This window comes from Vibrio sp. NC2, from assembly GCF_025195005.1.
Classification (GTDB): domain Bacteria; phylum Pseudomonadota; class Gammaproteobacteria; order Enterobacterales; family Vibrionaceae; genus Vibrio; species Vibrio splendidus.
The window spans coordinates 47,578-67,895 of record NZ_JANVFC010000008.1; the positions used below are offsets into that span (position 1 = coordinate 47,578).

A 20,318-nucleotide genomic window follows, 5' to 3' on the forward strand; every position below is an offset into this window, starting at 1 on the left:
GTGTCTAAGAACAAAAAATAACAACAAATCGATTATTACGAACACAACCGAGTGAACGGATACAGATCGACAACGTAGAATCCAACCAACAGACGTGGCATTCTTAACAGATAATTTCTGTACTTACTGGATTCACAAACATTATGGCTCGTATTCCTGATAATCCATTGATTCTGATCGATGGCTCTTCTTACCTATATCGCGCGTTCCATGCTTACCCTGGCACCATGAGCAATGGTGATATCCCAACGAATGCTGTTTATGGTGTGGTTAACATGCTACGCAGCATGATGCGTCAATTTGCTTCTGACCGTATTGCGGTTATTTTTGATGCGAAAGGGAAAACGTTCCGTGATGATATGTACCCAGAGTACAAAGCAAACCGCCCACCTATGCCTGACGATCTTCGTTGCCAGATAGAACCATTGCACAATGTGATTCGTGCGATGGGTTTACCACTTATCTCTATTCCCGGCGTTGAAGCAGATGACGTGATTGGTACGTTGGCTTCTCAAGCTTCTGCGATGGGTATGCCTGTGCTTATTAGTACCGGTGATAAAGATATGGCGCAGCTGGTCGATGACAACGTTACTCTGATCAACACCATGACCAACGTGGTGATGGATCGTGAAGGTGTTATTGAGAAGTTTGGTATTCCGCCTGAGCTTATTATCGATTATCTCGCGTTGATGGGCGATAAAGTGGATAACATTCCGGGCATTCCAGGTGTTGGCGATAAGACTGCGACGGCATTGCTGCAAGGTATCGGTAGTATCGAAAAGTTGTATCAAAATCTTGATGATATTGCGGCGCTTGGTTTCCGTGGTTCGAAAACCATGGCTAAGAAGCTGGCTGATAATAAAGACAATGCTGATATGTCTTACCAGCTTGCGACGATTAAGTTAGATGTTGAACTCGAAGAGACACCAGAGTCACTCGTCAAAGCACAGCCAAATATCGACGAGCTGATCAAACTATACGGCCAACTGGTTTTCAAATCTTGGTTGAACGAGCTGCTTGAAGGTGGCAGTGGTGTGGTTGAGGCGGATGAAAGATCTGCAGCAACGGGATCTGGTGCGGTACGCAGCAGTGCTTCTGCAGCAACGTCTACCGTGGAGATGAATACGTCTGCCGTGACAATTGATCGCAGTAACTACGAAACGATTCTAGATGAAGCGTCATTCAATGTTTGGCTAGAAAAGCTTAAAGCAGCTGAATTGTTTGCTTTCGACACTGAAACAGACAGCTTAGATTACATGGTCGCGAACCTCGTTGGCTTGTCATTCGCAACCGAAGAAGGCGTTGCTGCTTATGTGCCGGTTGCTCATGATTACCTAGATGCACCGCAGCAGCTGGATCGTGATTGGGTACTTGAACAGCTTAAGCCGATTCTTGAAGATGATGCTCAAGCAAAAGTGGGTCAAAACCTGAAGTACGATATGAGTGTGCTAGCGCGCTACGGTATCGAGATGAAAGGCATCAAACACGATACTATGTTGGCTTCTTACGTTTTCAATAGCGTAGGTGGCAAGCACGATATGGACAGCCTAGCGCTACGCTTCCTACAGCATAGCTGCATCTCATTTGAGCAAATCGCAGGTAAAGGTAAGAAACAACTTACTTTCAACCAGATTGAGCTGGGTGAAGCGTCTCCATACGCTGCAGAAGATGCTGACGTGACACTACGTCTGCATAACCGCCTGATGGAAAACATCGAGCAAGATGAAAAGCTTAAAACCATCTATGAAGAAATCGAAGTACCACTGATTCCTGTGATGTCTCGCATTGAGCGTACTGGCGTATTCATCGATGACATGCTCTTAGGGGCTCAATCACAAGAGATTGCGGTTCGTCTGGATGAGTTAGAACAGAAAGCCTACGAGATTGCAGAGCAAGAGTTCAACATGAACTCGCCAAAACAGCTGCAAGCGATCCTGTTTGAAAAAATGGGTCTGCCTGTTATCAAGAAAACGCCATCAGGTGCGCCTTCAACTAACGAAGAAGTGTTGCAAGAGCTGGCCCTTGATTACCCGTTGCCTAAGCTGATCATTGAGTATCGTGGTCTTGCGAAGCTTAAGTCGACGTACACAGATAAACTACCGAAGATGATCAACGCTGAAACGGGTCGCGTTCATACTTCTTACCACCAAGCGGTAACGGCAACCGGTCGTTTGTCTTCGACGGATCCAAACCTACAAAATATCCCAATTCGTAATGAAGAGGGTCGTCGTATTCGCCAAGCATTCGTTGCACAACATGGTTGGAAGATCCTAGCGGTCGATTACTCTCAAATTGAATTGCGTATCATGGCGCACCTATCGGGTGATAAAGCGCTGCTGGAAGCGTTCCAACAAGGCAAAGATATTCACGCGGCAACGGCTGCTGAGATTATCGGCGTGGCTATTGATCAAGTTACCACTGAACAGCGTCGTCGTGCTAAAGCCGTTAACTTCGGCCTTATTTACGGCATGAGTGCCTTTGGCTTGGCTAAGCAACTGGGTATTCCTCGTGGTGAAGCACAGCACTACATGGACACTTACTTTGAACGCTACCCTGGTGTAATGCAGTACATGGAAGACACACGCAGCGCTGCTTCAGAGCAAGGCTTCGTTGAAACCATTTACGGTCGTCGTTTGCACCTGCCTGAAATTCAATCTCGTAATGGCATGCGTCGTAAAGCCGCTGAGCGTGCGGCGATCAATGCGCCAATGCAAGGTACGGCGGCAGACATCATCAAGAAAGCGATGTTGTTAGTGGATGAGTGGATTCAAGCGGAAGGCGATGGTCGTGTGAAGCTATTGATGCAAGTACACGATGAATTGGTATTTGAAGTTCAAGAGTCAGCTTTAGCCGAAATTGAAAGTAAAGTACAACAATTGATGGAGTCAGCCGCTGATCTAGAAGTACCGTTAGTCGCGGAAGCAGGCCACGGTGACAACTGGGATCAAGCCCACTAATCAGTTTTTGACCTTATTGAGTGAATTAGTATGAGCCAGTGCACAAACACTGGCTTTTTTTTGTCTCGAATAAAGTTGAGCCGTAAGAAGAATTTAGGTGTTTTAATAAAACATTCATGAAAAAAAACTACAAAAGTTGTTTTCATTTCTGAGCAATTGTTGTACATTAAATCTTGTAGGGTACAGAGGTAAGATGTTCTATCTTTCAGACCTTTTGTTTCACGTTATTGGATTAGGCTGATTCAGCCGCCCCAGTCAGTATTTGACTGGGGCGTTTTTTCTTGTGCGAAAGAAAAATATTTCTAACCTACTATTACTCCCGTAAACCCGCCCTTTTTAGTGTCTTTTCTTACGCTTTCTCAAGCACAGTGATAAACACCTGATTTGCCTTAGAGCTGGAACTCGATCAGCATTTGGTAATTTAAATCCGTCTCTAATTTGATTGTTTTATCATTTAAAATAACTTTTATTTTACAAGTTGCCGATAAAGGATTGATTGTTCACACCTTATTTATCAGTGTATTGAGTGGGTGAATGCTCAATGTAATCCATGATTTCTTGTTGTTTCTCAGTACTGTATTTCAGCGCTTCGGCGGTGATTTGGATGGATTGCGCCATAGAAGAGATATTGTGGGTCGCTTTCACCAAGGTTTGCTGCATGGGTTTTAGGATGAGTAGGTAGATAGCAGTCAAAGCGATAACAATGACAGCGATAACGGCTGCTAACGCAATGATGATCTTGGTCTGAATATCATCCAACAGCATTTGACTGGTCTTTTTAAAGGCGAGTCGAGATTGGTCTAAGGCTTGTGGGAGTTGATTGAGTGATGTTTTGGTAGAGCTCGCAAGCTTGTTGATGCTTTCAACGGTTTGGTTCAGAGCTTGTTGTTGGTCTTCACTAAGGTTGGGGTTGTTGACGATCGCCTGCAAAGATTGCGATATCACCTCAAGAGACTCACTCGCATCTTGAGCGTATTTTTCCATACCATCCAAGTCCAAGGTCATATCAACATTGATCAGTGGGGCTTGTTCTTGTTCTGCTTCAGAGGCGAACCCTGTCAATGAGACCAGCATGAGTGCAATGATGGCCAACGGTGTTTTCCACATGAGTATTCCTTTCTCATTGTTCTGTTTATTTAGATGTGTCTTTTAGTATGGTTCACTTCTCTCGTTTCTAACTGATTAATCTTGCCTTTAATTCTCAAGACTTAGGTTTAACTCACTAATTTTTGGGCAAAAAAATACCCCACCTATATAAGGAAGGGTATTAATAAGGCTAAATCACTTGCTGTAAGTGCTTTAACTTCTAATTATAGATAAAGCTATAGATAGAAGAACTACTCTGAGTCGTTGTGCTCTTCGTCCGCTAGCTCATCAATGATTTGATCAGCAAACACTGGGGCAAACCACTCATCCATCTTGGCACGCAGTTGATCAACGCCGATACCCTTCATTGAAGAGAAGACATCAACCGCAACATCACCACCGAAAGATTTCGCATCATTACGGATTTTCAGTAGCTGTGCTTTACGCGCACCACTTTTCAGTTTGTCTGCTTTTGTTAACAAAACTTGTACTGGGATGCGGCTATCGATAGCCCAGTAGATCATTTGTTGGTCAAGGTCTTTCATTGGGTGACGGATATCCATCAATACCACTAAACCTTTCAGGCTTTCACGTCGTTGTAGGTATTCGCCTAGCGACTTCTGCCATTTTTTCTTCATCTCAAGCGGGACTTGAGCAAAGCCATATCCTGGTAAATCGACGATATGACAACCGTCCGTTACCTTAAATAGGTTAATTAGCTGAGTTCGACCGGGTGTTTTACTGGTTTTCGCCAAGCCTTTTTGGTTTGTAACGCGATTTAGCGCGCTAGATTTACCAGCATTGGAGCGTCCTGCAAACGCAATTTCGATCCCTTCGTCTTCTGGTAAATGACGAATATCAGGTGCACTGGTAATGAAATGCGTGTTTTGATAATGAATTTTTACGCTCACTGTTAACTCCATCTCGACTTTGTGTAGTCGATTGATTACTTTTTTGTGAATTTGTGTAAAATAACCGTGCTCGGCATAAGGTCGCCTATTGTACCATGAGTGGCAACATAGAGTGGTACTGGAAGCTTGATAATTATAATGGAATGTCATGAAGAAATTAGCGCTAATTTTGAGTCTTTTAGCCAGCTGCTCAGTATGGGCTCAAGGTAGTATTGAAGCTGGTAAAGCCAAATCACAAACATGTGTTGCCTGCCACGGTGCTGACGGCAACAGTCTGATCACTCAGTACCCTAAGCTGGCTGGTCAACATGAGAAGTACCTAGAGAAGCAGTTAAAAGAGCTTAAGCTCGGTATGACTAGTGGTGGTAAGCAAGGTCGTAATGAACCTGTAATGGGTGCAATGGCGATGTCTTTATCTGAAGAAGATATGGCTGACCTAGCGGCGTACTACGCATCGCTACCTATCTCTAGTAACTCTACTCCTGAGAACGTAGTAGATGAAGGTAAGGTTCTTTACACCGCGGGTAACGCAGAACGCGGCGTAACGGCGTGTATTGCTTGTCACGGTCCACGTGGTAACGGTACCGAACTTTCTGGTTTCCCTAAGATTTCAGGCCAGCACGCAGATTACATCAAGGCTCAACTTGAGAAATTCCGCGATGGTAGCCGTAATAACGACATGAATGCGATGATGCGTGATGTAGCTAAAAAGTTAACAGACGCAGATATTGATACCTTATCGAAGTACGTTGGTGGTTTACACTAATATGTCGGTTTCTTGCTCTTAGCCAGAGTAAAGAAATGTACGCTCGAGCGAGATTGAAGAGACGCCCCGATCAGTAATGGTCGGGGCGTTTTCTTTTGTATTGGTTTTATTAATATGTTTGTTGCTGATGTCTGATTTATCAATGTGTGATCGATTTGTGTACAAAAGTGTGAACTTGAACTCTTGTAGTCTTTTTGTAACACGGTAAAGTAACGGCCATCAGCTAGGAGCTGACTTAGATACGGATGGTCATCTAGTCTAACGGTATAGACAGAAACGGATCAGGCTAGGACAGCCCAGCAACAAGGTGTTAGAAAAGGATAGCCAAAACTCATCAGGACGATGAACAACAAACAAATTTGGCATGGAAAGCACCAATAACAAATGGAGATTTGTGTACCAAGTTGAGTATGCAAATTTTGGCCGATATAGGCAGATTTAGAGAGCGATAGGTTTTCCTATCGCTTTTTTTATTGATTTGATGAAAAAACACCCAATACCTCTCCACTATAAACTCAGTTTCTGGTATGTTTCGCATCCCTGTTTAAGGATGTGCTATGTATACTTGTCCCTTATGCCATCACCAAGGCGTGAATCACTATTTTGAAGACAAACGCAGAGCCTATCTGCAATGTCAGCAATGTGAACTGGTATTTGTTAAACCTGAACAAAGGTTAGAAGCAAAAGAAGAGAAAGCACACTATGATCTCCATGAGAACGATCCTAGTGATGCAGGCTATCGCCGTTTTCTATCTCGCATCGCGGATCCACTAACAGACAAAATTTCATCTAACTCACACGGGTTGGATTTTGGTTGTGGCCCAGGCCCTACGCTATCTATTATGTTAGAAGAAGCCGGACACACCATGGAGTTGTACGATATCTATTACCACCCAGAAGCTTCTGTGTTGGAAAAAACGTATGACTTTATGACTGCCACGGAGGTGATAGAGCATCTTTATCACCCAGACAAAGTGTGGCAGCAATGGTTGAATTTAGTTAAACCCAAGGGCTGGATTGGTCTTATGACTAAACTAGTAATAGACGTAGACGCGTTTGCTGGTTGGCACTACAAGAATGACCCGACACATGTCGTCTTCTTTAGTCGTCAAACATTCCAGTTTTTGGCAGAGCGGGATAAGCTCGAACTAGAATTTTTTGGAAATGATGTAATTTTACTGAGGAAAGTGCAGTAATGGGTCGTAGTAAGAAATCAAGAAAACCGGGAGCACTTGGCGCTCCGGAACCTATGGTTACTCGTAACCGTAGTGAATCTGATGTTGAAGGTCGTGAACGTAAGCGTGTTAAAAAGCGTAAAGGCCTTAAGTCGGGCAGCCGTCACTCAGATGGTAGCGAAGCAAAACAGCGTAAAGCTGCACTAGCTCGCGACCCTCGTTTAGGTAGCAAGAAAAAAATCCCGCTGATTGTTGAACCAGCGAAGAAGTCGACGAAACAAGAGCGCAAGCTATCTAACGAACAAGAGTTAGAGATGCTTGAGAATGATGCTCAATTGAACACATTGCTAGATCGTATCGAAAATGGTGAAAACCTAGGTGCTGGTCTGCAGAAGTTTGTTGATGAGAAACTTGATCGTATCGAACACCTAATGGGCCGCTTAGGTCTGCTAGAACCAGAAGACGATGAAGAAGAGATCTTCGAAGAAGCACCGGTTGCATCTAAGAAGAAAGCAAGCTCTGACGAAGACTTGCTATCTCAATTCGAAGATTTCGACTTAGACAGCTTTAAAGGTTAATAGCCAATGAACGTAACCTTATTAGCAATTGCTGGTGGAATTATCATTCTCGGCTTGGGCTCTTACGCAGGTTACCTTCTACTTCAAGTGAAGAAGCAGACGGAGTTGCAAAAGCAGCATCAAGCACTTGCCATTGAAAAACGTAACGCGACGATTTACGACAACGTAAATACTTTGTGCTTAGCGGGTATTCAAGGCCAGTGTGACTTACCTGAGATCAGTATCCGAGTGTGTATCATTATGGATAACGTTCAGGGTGATGAGCGTGTCGATTTTGATTCTGAGTATCCTGCTCTTTCTGAGCTGTACCATATCGTAAAAGATATGGCTCGCGGAGACGGAAGGCAGGAACTGACAAAGAAAGAGCGTATGCAGCAGAATCTCACACGCCATAAGGCGGAGACTCGCTTGAATGATGAGGTCATTGAAGATTTGAAAAGGTTGCAGGAGAAGGTTAAGCCTCTCAACAACCAAATCAACATTCAGATGATCTAGTCACTAAGACTTTTAAATATAGAGGCTTGTTTAACATTCAGTTTTAAGACGCGCTGCTTTTAATACCTATGCATTTAAGATTTTTTTCCTAAATGCATCTTGTTTTTAAGTCGCCTTGTCTTTTAATAGACGATGTTAAATGAGCCTTCTTACCTTTTGCGTCTCGTTAATCCCGACGCTTTGTTAGTGATCAAGCTAGCAGTTCTGAGTTTTTGTCTGAAAAATTGATTTTGTCTTGGAACGACCTTACTGGTCGTGTGGCAAAATAACCCGTCTATATTTTAATGTATGTAAAATGATTTGAGAGACCTTAGGTTCTCGCGGATCTAAATTGGAATTACCGCTATGTCGAGCAAGCCAGTAACAACGAATCAGCAAATCGTTTGGGATCAAGAGATCTTAAACAAGTACAACTATTCGGGACCTCGTTACACTTCATATCCAACAGCGTTGGAGTTTCATGAAGCGTTTACCGTCGCTGATTACGACATGGCGTGTACTCAGTACCCTGAGCGTCCACTCTCTCTTTACGTGCATATCCCGTTCTGTCATAAGCTTTGTTATTACTGTGGTTGTAATAAAGTCATTACTCGTCACTCGCATAAAGCGGATGAGTACTTAGATGTGATTGAACATGAAATCCGCCAGCGCGCCTCTTTGTTGAATGGCCGTGAAGTGACGCAATTGCACTTCGGTGGTGGTACGCCAACGTTCTTGACCAAAACACAAATTACTCGCTTGATGATGATTCTGCGTGAGGAATTTAATTTCACTGCTGACGCTGAAATCAGTATTGAAGTTGACCCGCGTGAGATTGAGCTAGACGTACTTGACCACCTGCGTAACGAAGGCTTCAACCGCCTGAGCATTGGTGTGCAAGACTTCAATAAAGAAGTGCAGAAACTGGTTAACCGTGAGCAAGATGAAGAGTTCATCATTGCGATGGTTAAACGTGCGAAAGAGCTAGGCTTCCGTTCAACCAACCTTGATTTGATCTACGGCCTACCAAAGCAGACTCAAGCTTTGTTCGCGGAAACATTGAAGCAAGTGTTAGAAATGAAACCGGGTCGTTTATCGGTATTTAACTACGCACACATGCCGCAACTGTTTGCCGCGCAGCGTAAGATTAAAGATGAAGACTTACCTGAACCAAAAGAGAAAATGGCAATCCTCCAAGATACCATTGAGACTTTAACGGGCGCGGGCTACCAGTTTATTGGTATGGATCACTTTGCTCTGCCTGAAGACGAGCTAGCAGTAGCACAGCGTGAAGGTATTCTGCATCGTAACTTCCAAGGCTACACGACCCAAGGTGAAGCTGACCTAATTGGTTTCGGTGTTTCTGCTATCTCAATGGTCGGTGATGCTTACGCTCAAAACCAGAAAGAGCTGAAGAAGTACTACGCTCAAGTGAATGACCTGCGCCACGCGCTTTGGAAAGGTGTTGCTCTAGACAGTGACGACCTTCTACGTCGTGAAGTGATCAAACAGCTTATCTGTAACTTTAAGCTTGATAAAACCATGATCGAATCTGAGTTCTCGGTTAACTTTAATCGTTACTTCAAAGAAGATTTAGGGCTACTGCAAACCTTCATCAACGATGAGTTGGTTGAAGTCGACGACAAAGAAATCCGCGTGACTTTGCGTGGCCGTTTGTTGATTCGTAATATCTGTATGTGTTTCGATAAATACCTACGTGCTAAGGCTCGCCAACAGCAGTTCTCTCGTGTGATTTAATCGTTCGATTGAGAATAAAAACATAAAAAATGCCAGCATTATGCTGGCATTTTTGTATCTGTGTCTTGCTAACGGAAGACTTTCTACCTGACTAGGTGACGCCCTTTTTGGTGCTTTGTTTACTTTTGGTAATTTGTTTGGCTTCGTTATTCGGTTGAGCGTTGGTATTCTTTTGAACATTGATGAGATCGGTTGGCCACTGATCAAACGGAACTGGACGACTGTATAAGAACCCTTGAGCCAGTGGGCATTTTAGTTGCTTGAGGAGTTCTGCCTGTTGCTGTGTTTCAACGCCTTCTGCCACTAAGCTCACTTTGAAACCTTTGGTGATGTTAACGATGGCCGCGACGATCGAGCTGTCTAGGTTCTCTTTTTCGAGCTTGCTGACGAAGCTGCGATCGATCTTCAGGCAATCAAATGGCAGTTTGTGTAAATAAGCCAGTGACGAATAGCCGGTACCAAAGTCATCAATTGCAATCGAGATGCCTAATGCTTTTAGCGTCAGCATGTTATCGATGATGGCTGGGTCATTGTCGACGATGCGTGACTCAGTGATCTCTAGTGTTAGGTTGCTTGCTGGTAGCTTGGTGTCACGTAGCGTGCCTTTTACTTGTTCAACAAAGCCACTTTCACTTAGTTGATCGACCGACAGGTTGACGTGAATAGAGAAGTCCTTGCTCCATTTTCCTGACTCAATTGCGATGGCAGTATCGCGACACGACTTATGTAGAATTTGCTTGCCGATATCGTAAATCAGCCCGCTCTCTTCAGCGAGAGGAATGAATTCAAGTGGTGAAATTACGCCTTCATCGGCTATCCAGCGTGCTAAAGCTTCAGCCCCAATGGTCGATCCGGATTCTAGATCAATAATAGGTTGATAGAAGGGTTCGAACTGTTGAAGTTCAATCGCTCGGTTCATCCGCGCCAGCATCTTAGTGCGATGTCTTGATGCTTTACCCATCTCAGGACTGTAAATACTGACACTAGCTTTGTCTTGTTTTGCGTTGCTCAAAGCAATGCTACTACTACGCAGCAATAGCGCAATGTCGTGGACGTTAGATACACCGACGACGCCCATCGATACCTTAATGACGACACTTTCTGATTCCATTGAAAATGGGGAAGCAAAGGTTTGAAGCAGGCGATTCGTCAGTAGTTGAGCTTCCTCGCTTTGGATGACGTTCGGGGCGTAAATGGCGAATTCATCACCGCCAGTGCGAGCTAATAGGTACTCGGATGGCAATGTGCCTCTTAAACGAGCGGCCGCAATGATAAGCAATTGGTCACCATTGTAATGACCCAGGCTGTCATTGATGTCTCGGAAGCGATCAATACCCACTAAATAAAGTGTGCCTTTTTCGTTTGCTGGGTTTTTCTTGGCAGCGTCGATAAAGCCTTCGCGGCTGTATAGCTTGGTTAATGAATCATAGGTAAGCTGAGACTGTAATGCTTGAAAGGAAGCCTTTAAGTTGTTGGCCATTTCATTGAATGACTCCACCAACATGCTAGTTTCATAGATATGCCCTGTCTTTGGCATGCTCGTGTCCCAATCGCCTTTAGCAAGACGCTTTGCCGCATCCGCTGTTGAGGTGATGGGTTGGGTTACGCGATTAAAGGCAATTAACCCAGCAATGACACCAATGCAACTCAGCGCTAGCCCGAGCAACCAACTGTTTCTTTGGTTTTCAGGTAATTCACCGAGCAGATTGCTTTCAGGAATCGACATACCAATAAACCAAGTGATGCCGTGCTCATCTTCATAAGGGGTGATCTGGTTGAAGTATCGTTCGTTGTCTAGGCGGAAGCTAAAGCGCTGCACGCCCAAATTATCGATTAGGTGAAATTGGTCTACGTAGCTAGCACTTTCACGTATTACCGGGTTAGCACTCTCTGATGCCAGTAAGCGTTGGCCCTTATTGGTTTTCCCTGTTCCCCAAGAGACCACGCTACCTCCGCCTGAGTGAGCGACCAAGCGTTGCTGTTTATCAATGATATAAACAGAGGCATCCGTTTTATCTTTGAGTTCTTTGAGAAATGCATTGAAGGTATTGATCTTAATGTCGCTAACGACGACGGCTTTGAATTCGTTGTCATCATAGATAGGGGCGAGGGCAGATAAGGTGATCTCTTGGCGTTCATCTGCATTGGCATAAATTGGCGACCATACAGCCTTTTTTTGCGTCGAAACGGGTGTGTACCAAGGGCGGACTCTCGGGTCGTAACCTGAAATCACAGATCGAATGTCTTCGCTGATCTTGCTGCCACGGTAAATGACAAGCTGATCGCTAGTACGCTCGTCTTGTACCATCAAGGTATAGCCGTTGTTAGCTTCTTTACGAAAACCGACATAGTTACCATCTTCAGAACCAAAGCCGATCACATCGAGTTGAGGTATAGCAGTGAAATGGTCTGAAAACGTATAAAGAATGTAGTCTTGGACCTTGCTAAGGTTTCCCGCTTGGTAAAGGTGATGGTAGCCGATGTTATGGCTGAGCGAGAGGTTCGCGTGAAATGGCTTTTCTAAAAAGTTGGACAGGCTTTGATGAACATGGTCAGTAAGTGATGTTAGTTGGCGTGCACTAACATCACTCACCATCTCTTTGTAGCTTTGCTTTTGAGTGAAAACCATTACGCTCATAGTGAACAGAAAAATCATCACGAATGGCAGAACCACAGCAGTTCTCAAGGTAATTTGTGTTTTCAAAGACATCTTTAGCTACAACTTTAGTGGATGGCATACCTTAATTGTACCGACACTATTCAAACCAAGCGACCCTTTTTTGGTTAAAAAAGTAGCTGCATCGAGAGTCATATCAGGTCAGTACAGTTCTTTTAGTTTACGAGTTAGAGTGTTTCTTCCCCAACCTAAAACTTTGGCTGCATCCTGTTTATGACCATTGGTATGGTTGAGTGCAGCCTCTAGCAGTATACGTTCAAACTCTGGCAGCGCATAAGTTAGTAGCTCTTTTTCTCCTGAATCAAGCGCACATTTTGCCCAATTAGCGAGCAGTTGTTGCCAGTTGTCTCCAGTCCCTGAGGTCGTCACCACTTTTTCTTGCAACAGTTCTGGAGGCAAGTCTGAAGGGAGTATTTCACTGCCGCTCGCCATGACTGTGAGCCAACGACAGATGTTCTCAAGTTGACGTACGTTACCCGGCCAATTTAGCTGATTGAGCTTCATGATGGTCTCTGAGTGCAGTGTCTTCACTTCTACACCAAGCTCTTCTGCGGCGGATGCTAGGAAGTGGTGAGTCAGCTTTTCAATGTCCTGTTTACGTTCGCGCAGTGCCGGAATATGGATTCGGATAACGTTCAGTCGATGGAAAAGGTCTTCACGGAAACCACCGTCATGCACCAAGCGCTCAAGATCTTGGTGGGTTGCTGCAACGATACGAACATCAACCTTAACCGCAGAATGCCCACCGACGCGATAAAATTGGCCATCAGAAAGCACGCGCAGTAGTCGAGTCTGAATATCGAGTGGCATATCGCCTATTTCATCAAGAAACAGAGTACCGCCGTTGGCTTGCTCAAAGCGTCCTTGGCGAACACTGTTAGCGCCAGTAAAAGCGCCTTTCTCGTGGCCAAACAGCTCTGATTCGATCAAGTCTTTAGGGATTGCCGCCATGTTTAACGCAATGAATGGCTTTTTAGCTCTTGGGCTGTGGCGATGCAGTGCGTGCGCGACTAATTCTTTACCAGTCCCCGATTCACCATTAATAAGAACCGAAATGGATGAACGAGACAAACGGCCAATAGCTCGGAAAACTTCCTGCATTGCCGGTGCTTCACCTATGATTTCTGGTGCGTTGGTATCTTCGGCTACTTCGCTGGCTTGTTCTCGCTTTTGCTCTTGGCTGTGTGCGATGGCTCGCTCTACTAGAGTCAGTGTCTCATCAATATCAAACGGCTTAGGCAGATACTCAAAAGCCCCTTTTTGATAAGCGTTCACCGCTGCATCTAGGTCTGAGTGCGCGGTCATAATGATCACTGGCAGGTCGGGAGAGCGCTGGTGAACTTGGTGTAACAGCTCAATCCCGTCAATGCCAGGCATGCGAATGTCGGACACCAAAACGTCTGGTGTTTCGCGCTCAAGAGCAAGTAATACGCTCTCAGCATCAGCAAATGTTTCGCACTTTATATCCGCAGATGACAGTGTTTTCTCTACGACCCAGCGTATAGAACTGTCGTCATCGACGACCCAAACGTATCCCTTACTCATAATTCAATTCCTTTGCAGCCAAATCTATTGTGATAATCATTGTTGTTTTTATGATGTCTTTAATCTTTGTGTTACTGAGTTAAGCCTTCCCTCTCGCTGTCCAATCGCGAGGTTCTGTTGACCTAAATGGGTAGGTAAATCGTGAATGTGGTGTTACCCGGCCAGCTCTCAACATCAATTTTTCCATTGTGCTGATCGATCAGGTTTTGAGAAATCGATAGTCCTAGCCCTGTGCCACCCTCTCGTCCGCTGACCATTGGGTAAAACAGCGTGTCTTTTAAATCATCGGGGATGCCCGGACCGTTATCGCTGATCTCAATGCGCGCTGCGAGTTTGTGTCGCTGCCCATGAATATTGGCTTGATGCACCGTTCTGGTGCGAATGGTGATTTTCCCTGATTCTTGGGCCTTTAAAATCTGCGCCGCGTTGCTCACGATATTGAGCATCGCTTGTTCAACTTGTGCTGAATCCATCAGAATGTCCGGTAAGCTCGGGTCGTAATCCCGTTCGATGGCGAGCGTTGAACCCGACTCGAGTTCTACGAGCTGCCTGACTTTCTCAAGTATCTGGTGTAGGTTCTCTTCTGACTTGGTCCCCGGTTTTTGAGGGCCAAGCAGGCGATCGACTAACGCTCTTAGGCGGTCTGCTTGCTCAATAATGATCTGCGTATATTCATTAAGAGACTGATCAGGAAGCATTTTCCCAAGTAACTGCGCCGCACCTCTTAAGCCACCGAGTGGGTTCTTAATCTCATGTGCTAACCCGCGTACCAACAGCTTAGCTGCTTGTTGTTGTGCGTGTTGGTTGAGCTCTTGGCTGAGGCGTCTTTGCTGGTCTATCTTGCGCATCTCAACCAATAACAGCGTCTCTCGTTGCCAAGAGATTGGGCTAACCGTGACTTCAAGCATCAGTGGGCGGTTATCAACAACGAAGGTAACGTCACTGTCGGTAATGCTCTGGCCACTTTGTAGCGGTTGCGTCAGAAGCGCCAAATCCAGTGAGGCGTGTTGAATAAGTTGGCTCAGTGGATGATCGACGATGCGTCGCGCGCTTTGTGAAAAGAGTTGTTCAGCCGCCGGGTTGGCGTATCGGACATACAGTTGCTCATCGAGCATCAATGTTGAAGTCACCATATTGTCGAGAATGGCGCTGGAAAGATGATGTGTATCTATGCTGTCGCTTTTGGCTGATCGATTCACTATTTCGTCCTTGAACTGGTGTTTTTCTCACTGCACCAAATTGGTGCGTAGCTAAGTTCAAGTATGGCGCATATCAACCAGAAGCTAAAGATAATTCATTAGAGTCGCTGAAAGCTGCTTCGATTAGGTGAAAAGTAGAGGTAATTCAGTCTCTTTTAACACATTGGCCTACTTGAGCGTCGCTCGATGTAAATACACGGTGACTGGACTAGTAGATGCAATAAGCTTGCCGCTTCTATGTGCTTGAATTGCAATGGTGTGAGTACCTCGATCGATACCTTTCAGTTCCCAATTCGGTTGGGTTTGTGGTGCGCCATAACGACGACCATCGAGCATCAATTGCAACTGTTCTCCAATACCAAGTTTGCGGCTAAGTTCTATTTGAACAGGGATTAAGCCACGGTTGCTACGGATGGTTTGGTCATGAACGGGAGTCAGCATGGTGAGGGCTAGTTGAGCTGGTGCCTCACGTTTCGTGCTTTCTGTTTTCCCCTGAGCCTGAGCTGGCGTTGCCGTTTTAGTTGTAGATGAAGCTGCAGCATCAACGGGCGTCGAGGCTTCAAATTTAGGAGCCGGCGCTGATGCTTGCACATCCGGTAGGCGAAGAGATTTGGCATCTTGAGCGCTAGGGTTATCACTAAAGTGGAGAACACCATCCTCATCCACCCAGGTATACACCGTTTGAGCAGAGCACGAGAGCGCGACTGTTAACCCGATCAGGAACAGTATATTTTTCATATCTTTAGCCTCTTTTCACCGCTAGGTGATTTCACGTTTGGCGTTGGTTTTGTTATTGATTTTATTGTATTTATAGCAGCAGCCTCTGAGGGCTTTTGTTTAATACCAATCACAGTAAGTTGATGTTCACAAATAGCGCAGGAAAAAGGCTTGAGAACGAGACAGGATTTTTCGATAAGTAGTTATTCTACAATCAAAAATTCTAACGACGTTATCGAGTGTTTTAACAAGCTAGGGTGAGCAGTTATTTACTACGATTGGTATCGAATATGGTACGAGGAAGCTGGGAGAGGGAGTATATAAAAAAGGCCCGCCTGCGAGGCGAGCCTAATATTTAGTCAGCGATTCTTACAAGGTTGCAGTAAGAAATGGCTTATCTCTACAGGAGATTAAACTGAGTAGTACAGTTCAAACTCAAGTGGGTGTGTTGCCATGTTCACGCGTTGTACGTCGTCAGATTTCAGTGTGATGTAAGAATCAATGAAATCGTCAGAGAATACGCCGCCAGCTGTTAGGAACTCACGATCGTCGTCTAGTGCTTTAAGCGCTACTTCTAGAGATTCAGCAACGGTTGGGATTTCAGCCGCTTCTTCTGCTGGAAGGTCGTATAGATCTTTATCCATAGCTTCGCCTGGGTGGATCTTGTTCTTGATACCGTCAAGGCCAGCCATCAGCATTGCTGAGTAACATAGGTATGGGTTCGCTGCTGGGTCACCAAAACGTAGCTCGATACGACGTGCTTTCGGGCTTGGTACTACTGGGATACGGATAGAAGCAGAACGGTTACGTGCTGAGTAAGCAAGCATTACCGGAGCTTCAAAACCAGGTACAAGACGCTTGTACGAGTTCGTTGACGGGTTAGCAAATGCGTTGATTGCACGAGCGTGCTTGATTACACCACCGATGTAGTAAAGCGCCATTTCAGATAGGCCGCCGTACTTATCACCAGCAAACAGGTTAACGCCGTCTTTTGCTAGAGATTGGTGAACGTGCATACCAGAACCGTTGTCACCAACTAGTGGCTTAGGCATGAATGTCGCTGTTTTACCAAATGCGTGAGCAACGTTGTGTACAACGTACTTGTAGATTTGAGTCTCATCCGCTTTTGTTGTTAGCGTGTTGAAGCGAGTTGCGATTTCGTTTTGACCCGCAGTTGCTACTTCGTGGTGGTGAGCTTCAACTACTAGGCCCATCTCTTCCATTACTAGACACATTGCTGAACGGATGTCTTGAGATGAATCTACAGGAGCTACTGGGAAGTAACCGCCTTTAACGCCAGGACGGTGACCTTTGTTACCGCCTTCGATGTCAGAACCTGTGTTCCAAGCTGCTTCTACATCATCAATCTTGAAGAAAGAACCAGACATGTCGTTTGAGAACTTAACGTCATCGAATAGGAAGAATTCTGGCTCTGGACCAACTAGAACTGTGTCTGCGATACCCGTAGAACGTAGGTATTCTTCAGAACGCTTAGCGATAGAGCGTGGGTCACGATCGTAGCCTTGCATTGTTGCAGGCTCAAGGATGTCACAACGGATGTTTAGCGTTGCATCTTCTGTGAATGGGTCCAGTACAGCTGAAGCTGCGTCTGGCATCATTACCATGTCAGATTCGTTAATGCCTTTCCAACCAGCTACTGAAGAGCCGTCAAACATTTTACCTTCTTCGAAGAAGTCTGCATCAACTTGGTGAGAAGGAATAGAGATGTGCTGCTCTTTACCTTTTGTATCAGTAAAACGTAAGTCGATAAATTTAACTTCGTTCTCTTGGATCAGGGATAGTACATTTTCTACTGACATCTTGGATAACCTCCAGTGTTATTAATTCGGTATTAGCTCGATTCGGTTGAAACTAGCATTGATTAATGTCTATAAGTGCATTAATCGATGCTGATTTATCTATAGCCAAAAACGTGCCAAAAAAATTATTCCATTAATTTCAATGATTTACTTGTTTTCTTATTTCGTTCATTTTGGTTTTTGCACCAAAATGATCTTCTAATGCACCTTGTTGGTGCAACTGCTTGTCTGTGCACCAATATGAAACATAAGCGAGCACCATTCAGCAATGAATTGCCTAAGTTGTCAATCCACTTTTGTTATTTTGCCGGAGATTTGGCTGTCCATCTTGCGGCGGATGCTTTTTTAGAATCCTACGAATTAGGCTGTTAGATACTGTACTGAATCAAAGTTAAGCGGATATGAATCGCTAATAAAGAAAAAAGCCTTGGTTGAGATCACATATTTCTGGGTTTTTGTCTAAAATCTGGTATATTATTGACCGTTTTTTAAATCAAGCTAGCGGTTATTATCCAAACTTTTGAGATAATTGACGGCTACCTTTTATGAGTGAATCGAGAATCCATGTCTACTCCACAGATTGATAAGTTAAGAAATATCGCGATCATCGCGCACGTTGACCACGGTAAAACGACTTTGGTTGATAAACTACTACAACAGTCAGGCACTCTTGAGTCTCGTGGTGAAGCTGAAGAGCGTGTCATGGATTCGAATGACATCGAAAAAGAGCGTGGCATTACAATCCTTGCTAAGAACACAGCAATTGACTGGAATGATTACCGTATCAACATCGTAGATACCCCAGGACACGCGGACTTCGGTGGTGAAGTTGAACGTATCATGTCTATGGTTGATTCAGTTCTTCTGATCGTTGATGCAGTTGATGGCCCAATGCCTCAAACTCGTTTCGTAACACAAAAAGCATTTGCACACGGCCTTAAGCCAATCGTTGTTATCAACAAGATTGACCGCCCTGGTGCTCGTCCTGATTGGGTTATGGACCAAGTATTTGACTTGTTCGACAACCTAGGCGCGACTGATGAGCAACTAGACTTTACTGTTGTTTACGCTTCAGCTCTAAACGGTTGGGCAACAATGGAAGAAGGCGAAGTTGGCACAGACATGGAACCATTGTTCCAAGCTGTTGTTGATACAGTAGAAGCGCCTGCAGTTGACCTTGAAGGTCCACTACAAATGCAAGTTTCTCAACTTGATTACAGCTCTTACGTAGGTGTTATCGGTGTTGCTCGTGTTACTCGTGGTTCTGTTAAGCCAAACCAACAAGTAACTATCGTGAATGCTGAAGGCAAGAAACGTAACGGTAAAGTAGGTACTGTACTTGGTTACCTAGGTCTTGAGCGTCACGAAGTAGAACAAGCTAACGCTGGCGACATCATTGCAATCACGGGTCTTGGTGAGCTGAAAATTTCAGACACTATCTGTGACGTAAACAATGTTGAAGCAATGGAACCACTGTCTGTTGATGAACCAACAGTAACAATGACTTTCCAAGTAAACACTTCTCCGTTCGCGGGTAAAGAAGGCAAGTTCGTTACTTCACGTAACATCCTTGAGCGTCTAGAAAAAGAATTGGTTCATAACGTTGCACTACGTGTTGAAGAAACTGAAAGCCCAGACCGTTTCCGCGTATCAGGCCGTGGTGAGCTTCACCTTTCTATCCTGATCGAAAACATGCGTCGTGAAGGCTTTGAGCTTGCAGTATCTCGTCCAGAAGTAATCATTAAAGAAGAAAATGGTCAGAGAATGGAACCGTTTGAAACGGTTACTATCGATGTAGTTGAAGAGCACCAAGGTGCGATCATGGAAAGCATCGGTCTACGTAAGGGTGAGCTAACGGATATGGCACCAGATGGTAAAGGCCGTGTTCGCATGGACTTCATGATGCCTTCTCGTGGTCTTATCGGTTTCCAAACTGAATTCCTTACAATGACGTCTGGTTCTGGTCTTATTTACCACTCGTTCGATCATTACGGTCCTCACAAAGGCGGTATCATTGGTCAACGTAACAACGGTGTTCTAATCTCGAACGCAACGGGTAAAGCACTGACTTACGCACTGTTCTTCCTTCAAGCTCGTGGTCGTCTATTCACAGAGCACGCTGATGAAGTTTACGAAGGCCAAGTAATCGGTATTCACAACCGTTCAAACGACCTAACAGTAAACTGTCTGAAAGGTAAGCAACTAACGAACGTTCGTGCATCTGGTACTGATGAAGCACAAGTTCTTTCTCCACCGATCAAGCACACTCTAGAGCAAGCTCTTGAGTTTATCGATGAAGATGAACTAGTAGAAGTAACGCCACTAAACGTACGTATCCGTAAGAAACTTCTTACTGAAAACGACCGTAAGCGTGCAGCACGTCCAGCTAAGGCTTAATTGCCAGCTGACTAGCTTCTAGCTATCAAGCAATACGTTTTAGAATAAGTAAGAAAGCCCCGAGTAGCCTAGCTGCTCGGGGCTTTTGTTTTATGTGGTGCTAGCGTAGATACGGGTAAACGAGATGCGAGATACGAAGAGCGTGTTCCATATTTATTTATCGAATCGTCATTCCAGAATCGAGGGACGAGATATCTGGAATCTTTCTTTTACGGCATCCAAGAGATTCCCTATCACGTTCGTTCCTCACTGTAGGGA

Annotated in this window: 14 protein-coding genes; 7 read left to right on the plus strand and 7 right to left on the minus strand. The window is 44.8% G+C overall.

The features are described 5' to 3' along the window. Positions 1-143 precede the first annotated feature (143 nt). Complete coding sequence (gene polA, locus NX845_RS12535; RefSeq protein ID WP_065682019.1) at positions 144-2,957, plus strand: DNA polymerase I; 2,814 nt, start codon at positions 144-146, stop codon at positions 2,955-2,957. A gap of 507 nt (positions 2,958-3,464) precedes the next feature. Here polA and NX845_RS12540 read toward each other — a convergent pair. Continuing rightward, positions 3,465-4,064 (minus strand): GTP-binding protein, encoded by a 600-nt coding sequence (locus NX845_RS12540; RefSeq protein WP_065682020.1) that lies wholly within the window; start codon positions 4,062-4,064, stop codon positions 3,465-3,467. Positions 4,065-4,294: 230 nt separating this feature from the next. After that, positions 4,295-4,954 carry a ribosome biogenesis GTP-binding protein YihA/YsxC gene (gene yihA / locus NX845_RS12545; protein WP_004735573.1) on the minus strand — a complete coding sequence of 220 codons (660 nt, stop codon included), beginning with the start codon at positions 4,952-4,954 and terminating at the stop codon, positions 4,295-4,297. Positions 4,955-5,102: 148 nt separating this feature from the next. Here yihA and NX845_RS12550 point away from each other — a divergent pair, with 148 nt between their 5' ends. From NX845_RS12550 to hemN, 5 genes are all read left to right on the plus strand, one after another. After that, entirely contained in the window at positions 5,103-5,720 is a 618-nt protein-coding gene (locus tag NX845_RS12550; protein ID WP_004735574.1) for a cytochrome c, read from the plus strand. A gap of 557 nt (positions 5,721-6,277) precedes the next feature. After that, positions 6,278-6,916 (plus strand): class I SAM-dependent methyltransferase, encoded by a 639-nt coding sequence (locus tag NX845_RS12555; RefSeq protein ID WP_004735576.1) that lies wholly within the window; start codon positions 6,278-6,280, stop codon positions 6,914-6,916. Then, entirely contained in the window at positions 6,916-7,473 is a 558-nt protein-coding gene (yihI, locus tag NX845_RS12560; RefSeq protein WP_004735577.1) for a Der GTPase-activating protein YihI, read from the plus strand. Before NX845_RS12555 ends, yihI begins: the two co-directional genes overlap by 1 nt. 6 nt (positions 7,474-7,479) lie before the next feature. Continuing rightward, complete coding sequence (locus NX845_RS12565; protein ID WP_065682021.1) at positions 7,480-7,968, plus strand: DUF2489 domain-containing protein; 489 nt, start codon at positions 7,480-7,482, stop codon at positions 7,966-7,968. Positions 7,969-8,313: 345 nt separating this feature from the next. After that, positions 8,314-9,705, plus strand: coding sequence for an oxygen-independent coproporphyrinogen III oxidase (gene hemN / locus NX845_RS12570; protein WP_004735579.1), 1,392 nt, complete (start codon positions 8,314-8,316; stop codon positions 9,703-9,705). 91 nt (positions 9,706-9,796) lie between these two features. On the opposite strand, the gene NX845_RS12575 is transcribed toward hemN, so the two are convergent. The 5 genes from NX845_RS12575 to glnA form a co-directional block, all read right to left on the minus strand. Then, positions 9,797-12,415 carry an EAL domain-containing protein gene (locus NX845_RS12575; RefSeq protein WP_065682022.1) on the minus strand — a complete coding sequence of 873 codons (2,619 nt, stop codon included), beginning with the start codon at positions 12,413-12,415 and terminating at the stop codon, positions 9,797-9,799. Between the two features lie 108 nt (positions 12,416-12,523). Further along, positions 12,524-13,927: a nitrogen regulation protein NR(I) gene (glnG, locus tag NX845_RS12580; RefSeq protein ID WP_065682023.1), complete on the minus strand. Its 1,404-nt coding sequence runs from the start codon at positions 13,925-13,927 to the stop codon at positions 12,524-12,526. A 122-nt stretch (positions 13,928-14,049) separates the two neighbouring features. Further along, complete coding sequence (gene glnL / locus NX845_RS12585; protein ID WP_017079339.1) at positions 14,050-15,126, minus strand: nitrogen regulation protein NR(II); 1,077 nt, start codon at positions 15,124-15,126, stop codon at positions 14,050-14,052. A gap of 168 nt (positions 15,127-15,294) precedes the next feature. Then, positions 15,295-15,864: a DUF4124 domain-containing protein gene (locus tag NX845_RS12590; RefSeq protein ID WP_017090213.1), complete on the minus strand. Its 570-nt coding sequence runs from the start codon at positions 15,862-15,864 to the stop codon at positions 15,295-15,297. A gap of 389 nt (positions 15,865-16,253) precedes the next feature. Further along, complete coding sequence (gene glnA / locus NX845_RS12595; protein ID WP_004735585.1) at positions 16,254-17,663, minus strand: glutamate--ammonia ligase; 1,410 nt, start codon at positions 17,661-17,663, stop codon at positions 16,254-16,256. 564 nt (positions 17,664-18,227) lie between these two features. Here glnA and typA point away from each other — a divergent pair. Next, positions 18,228-20,060, plus strand: a complete 1,833-nt coding sequence (typA, locus tag NX845_RS12600; RefSeq protein ID WP_017079337.1) for a translational GTPase TypA — start codon at positions 18,228-18,230, stop codon at positions 20,058-20,060. Positions 20,061-20,318: the final 258 nt, after the last annotated feature.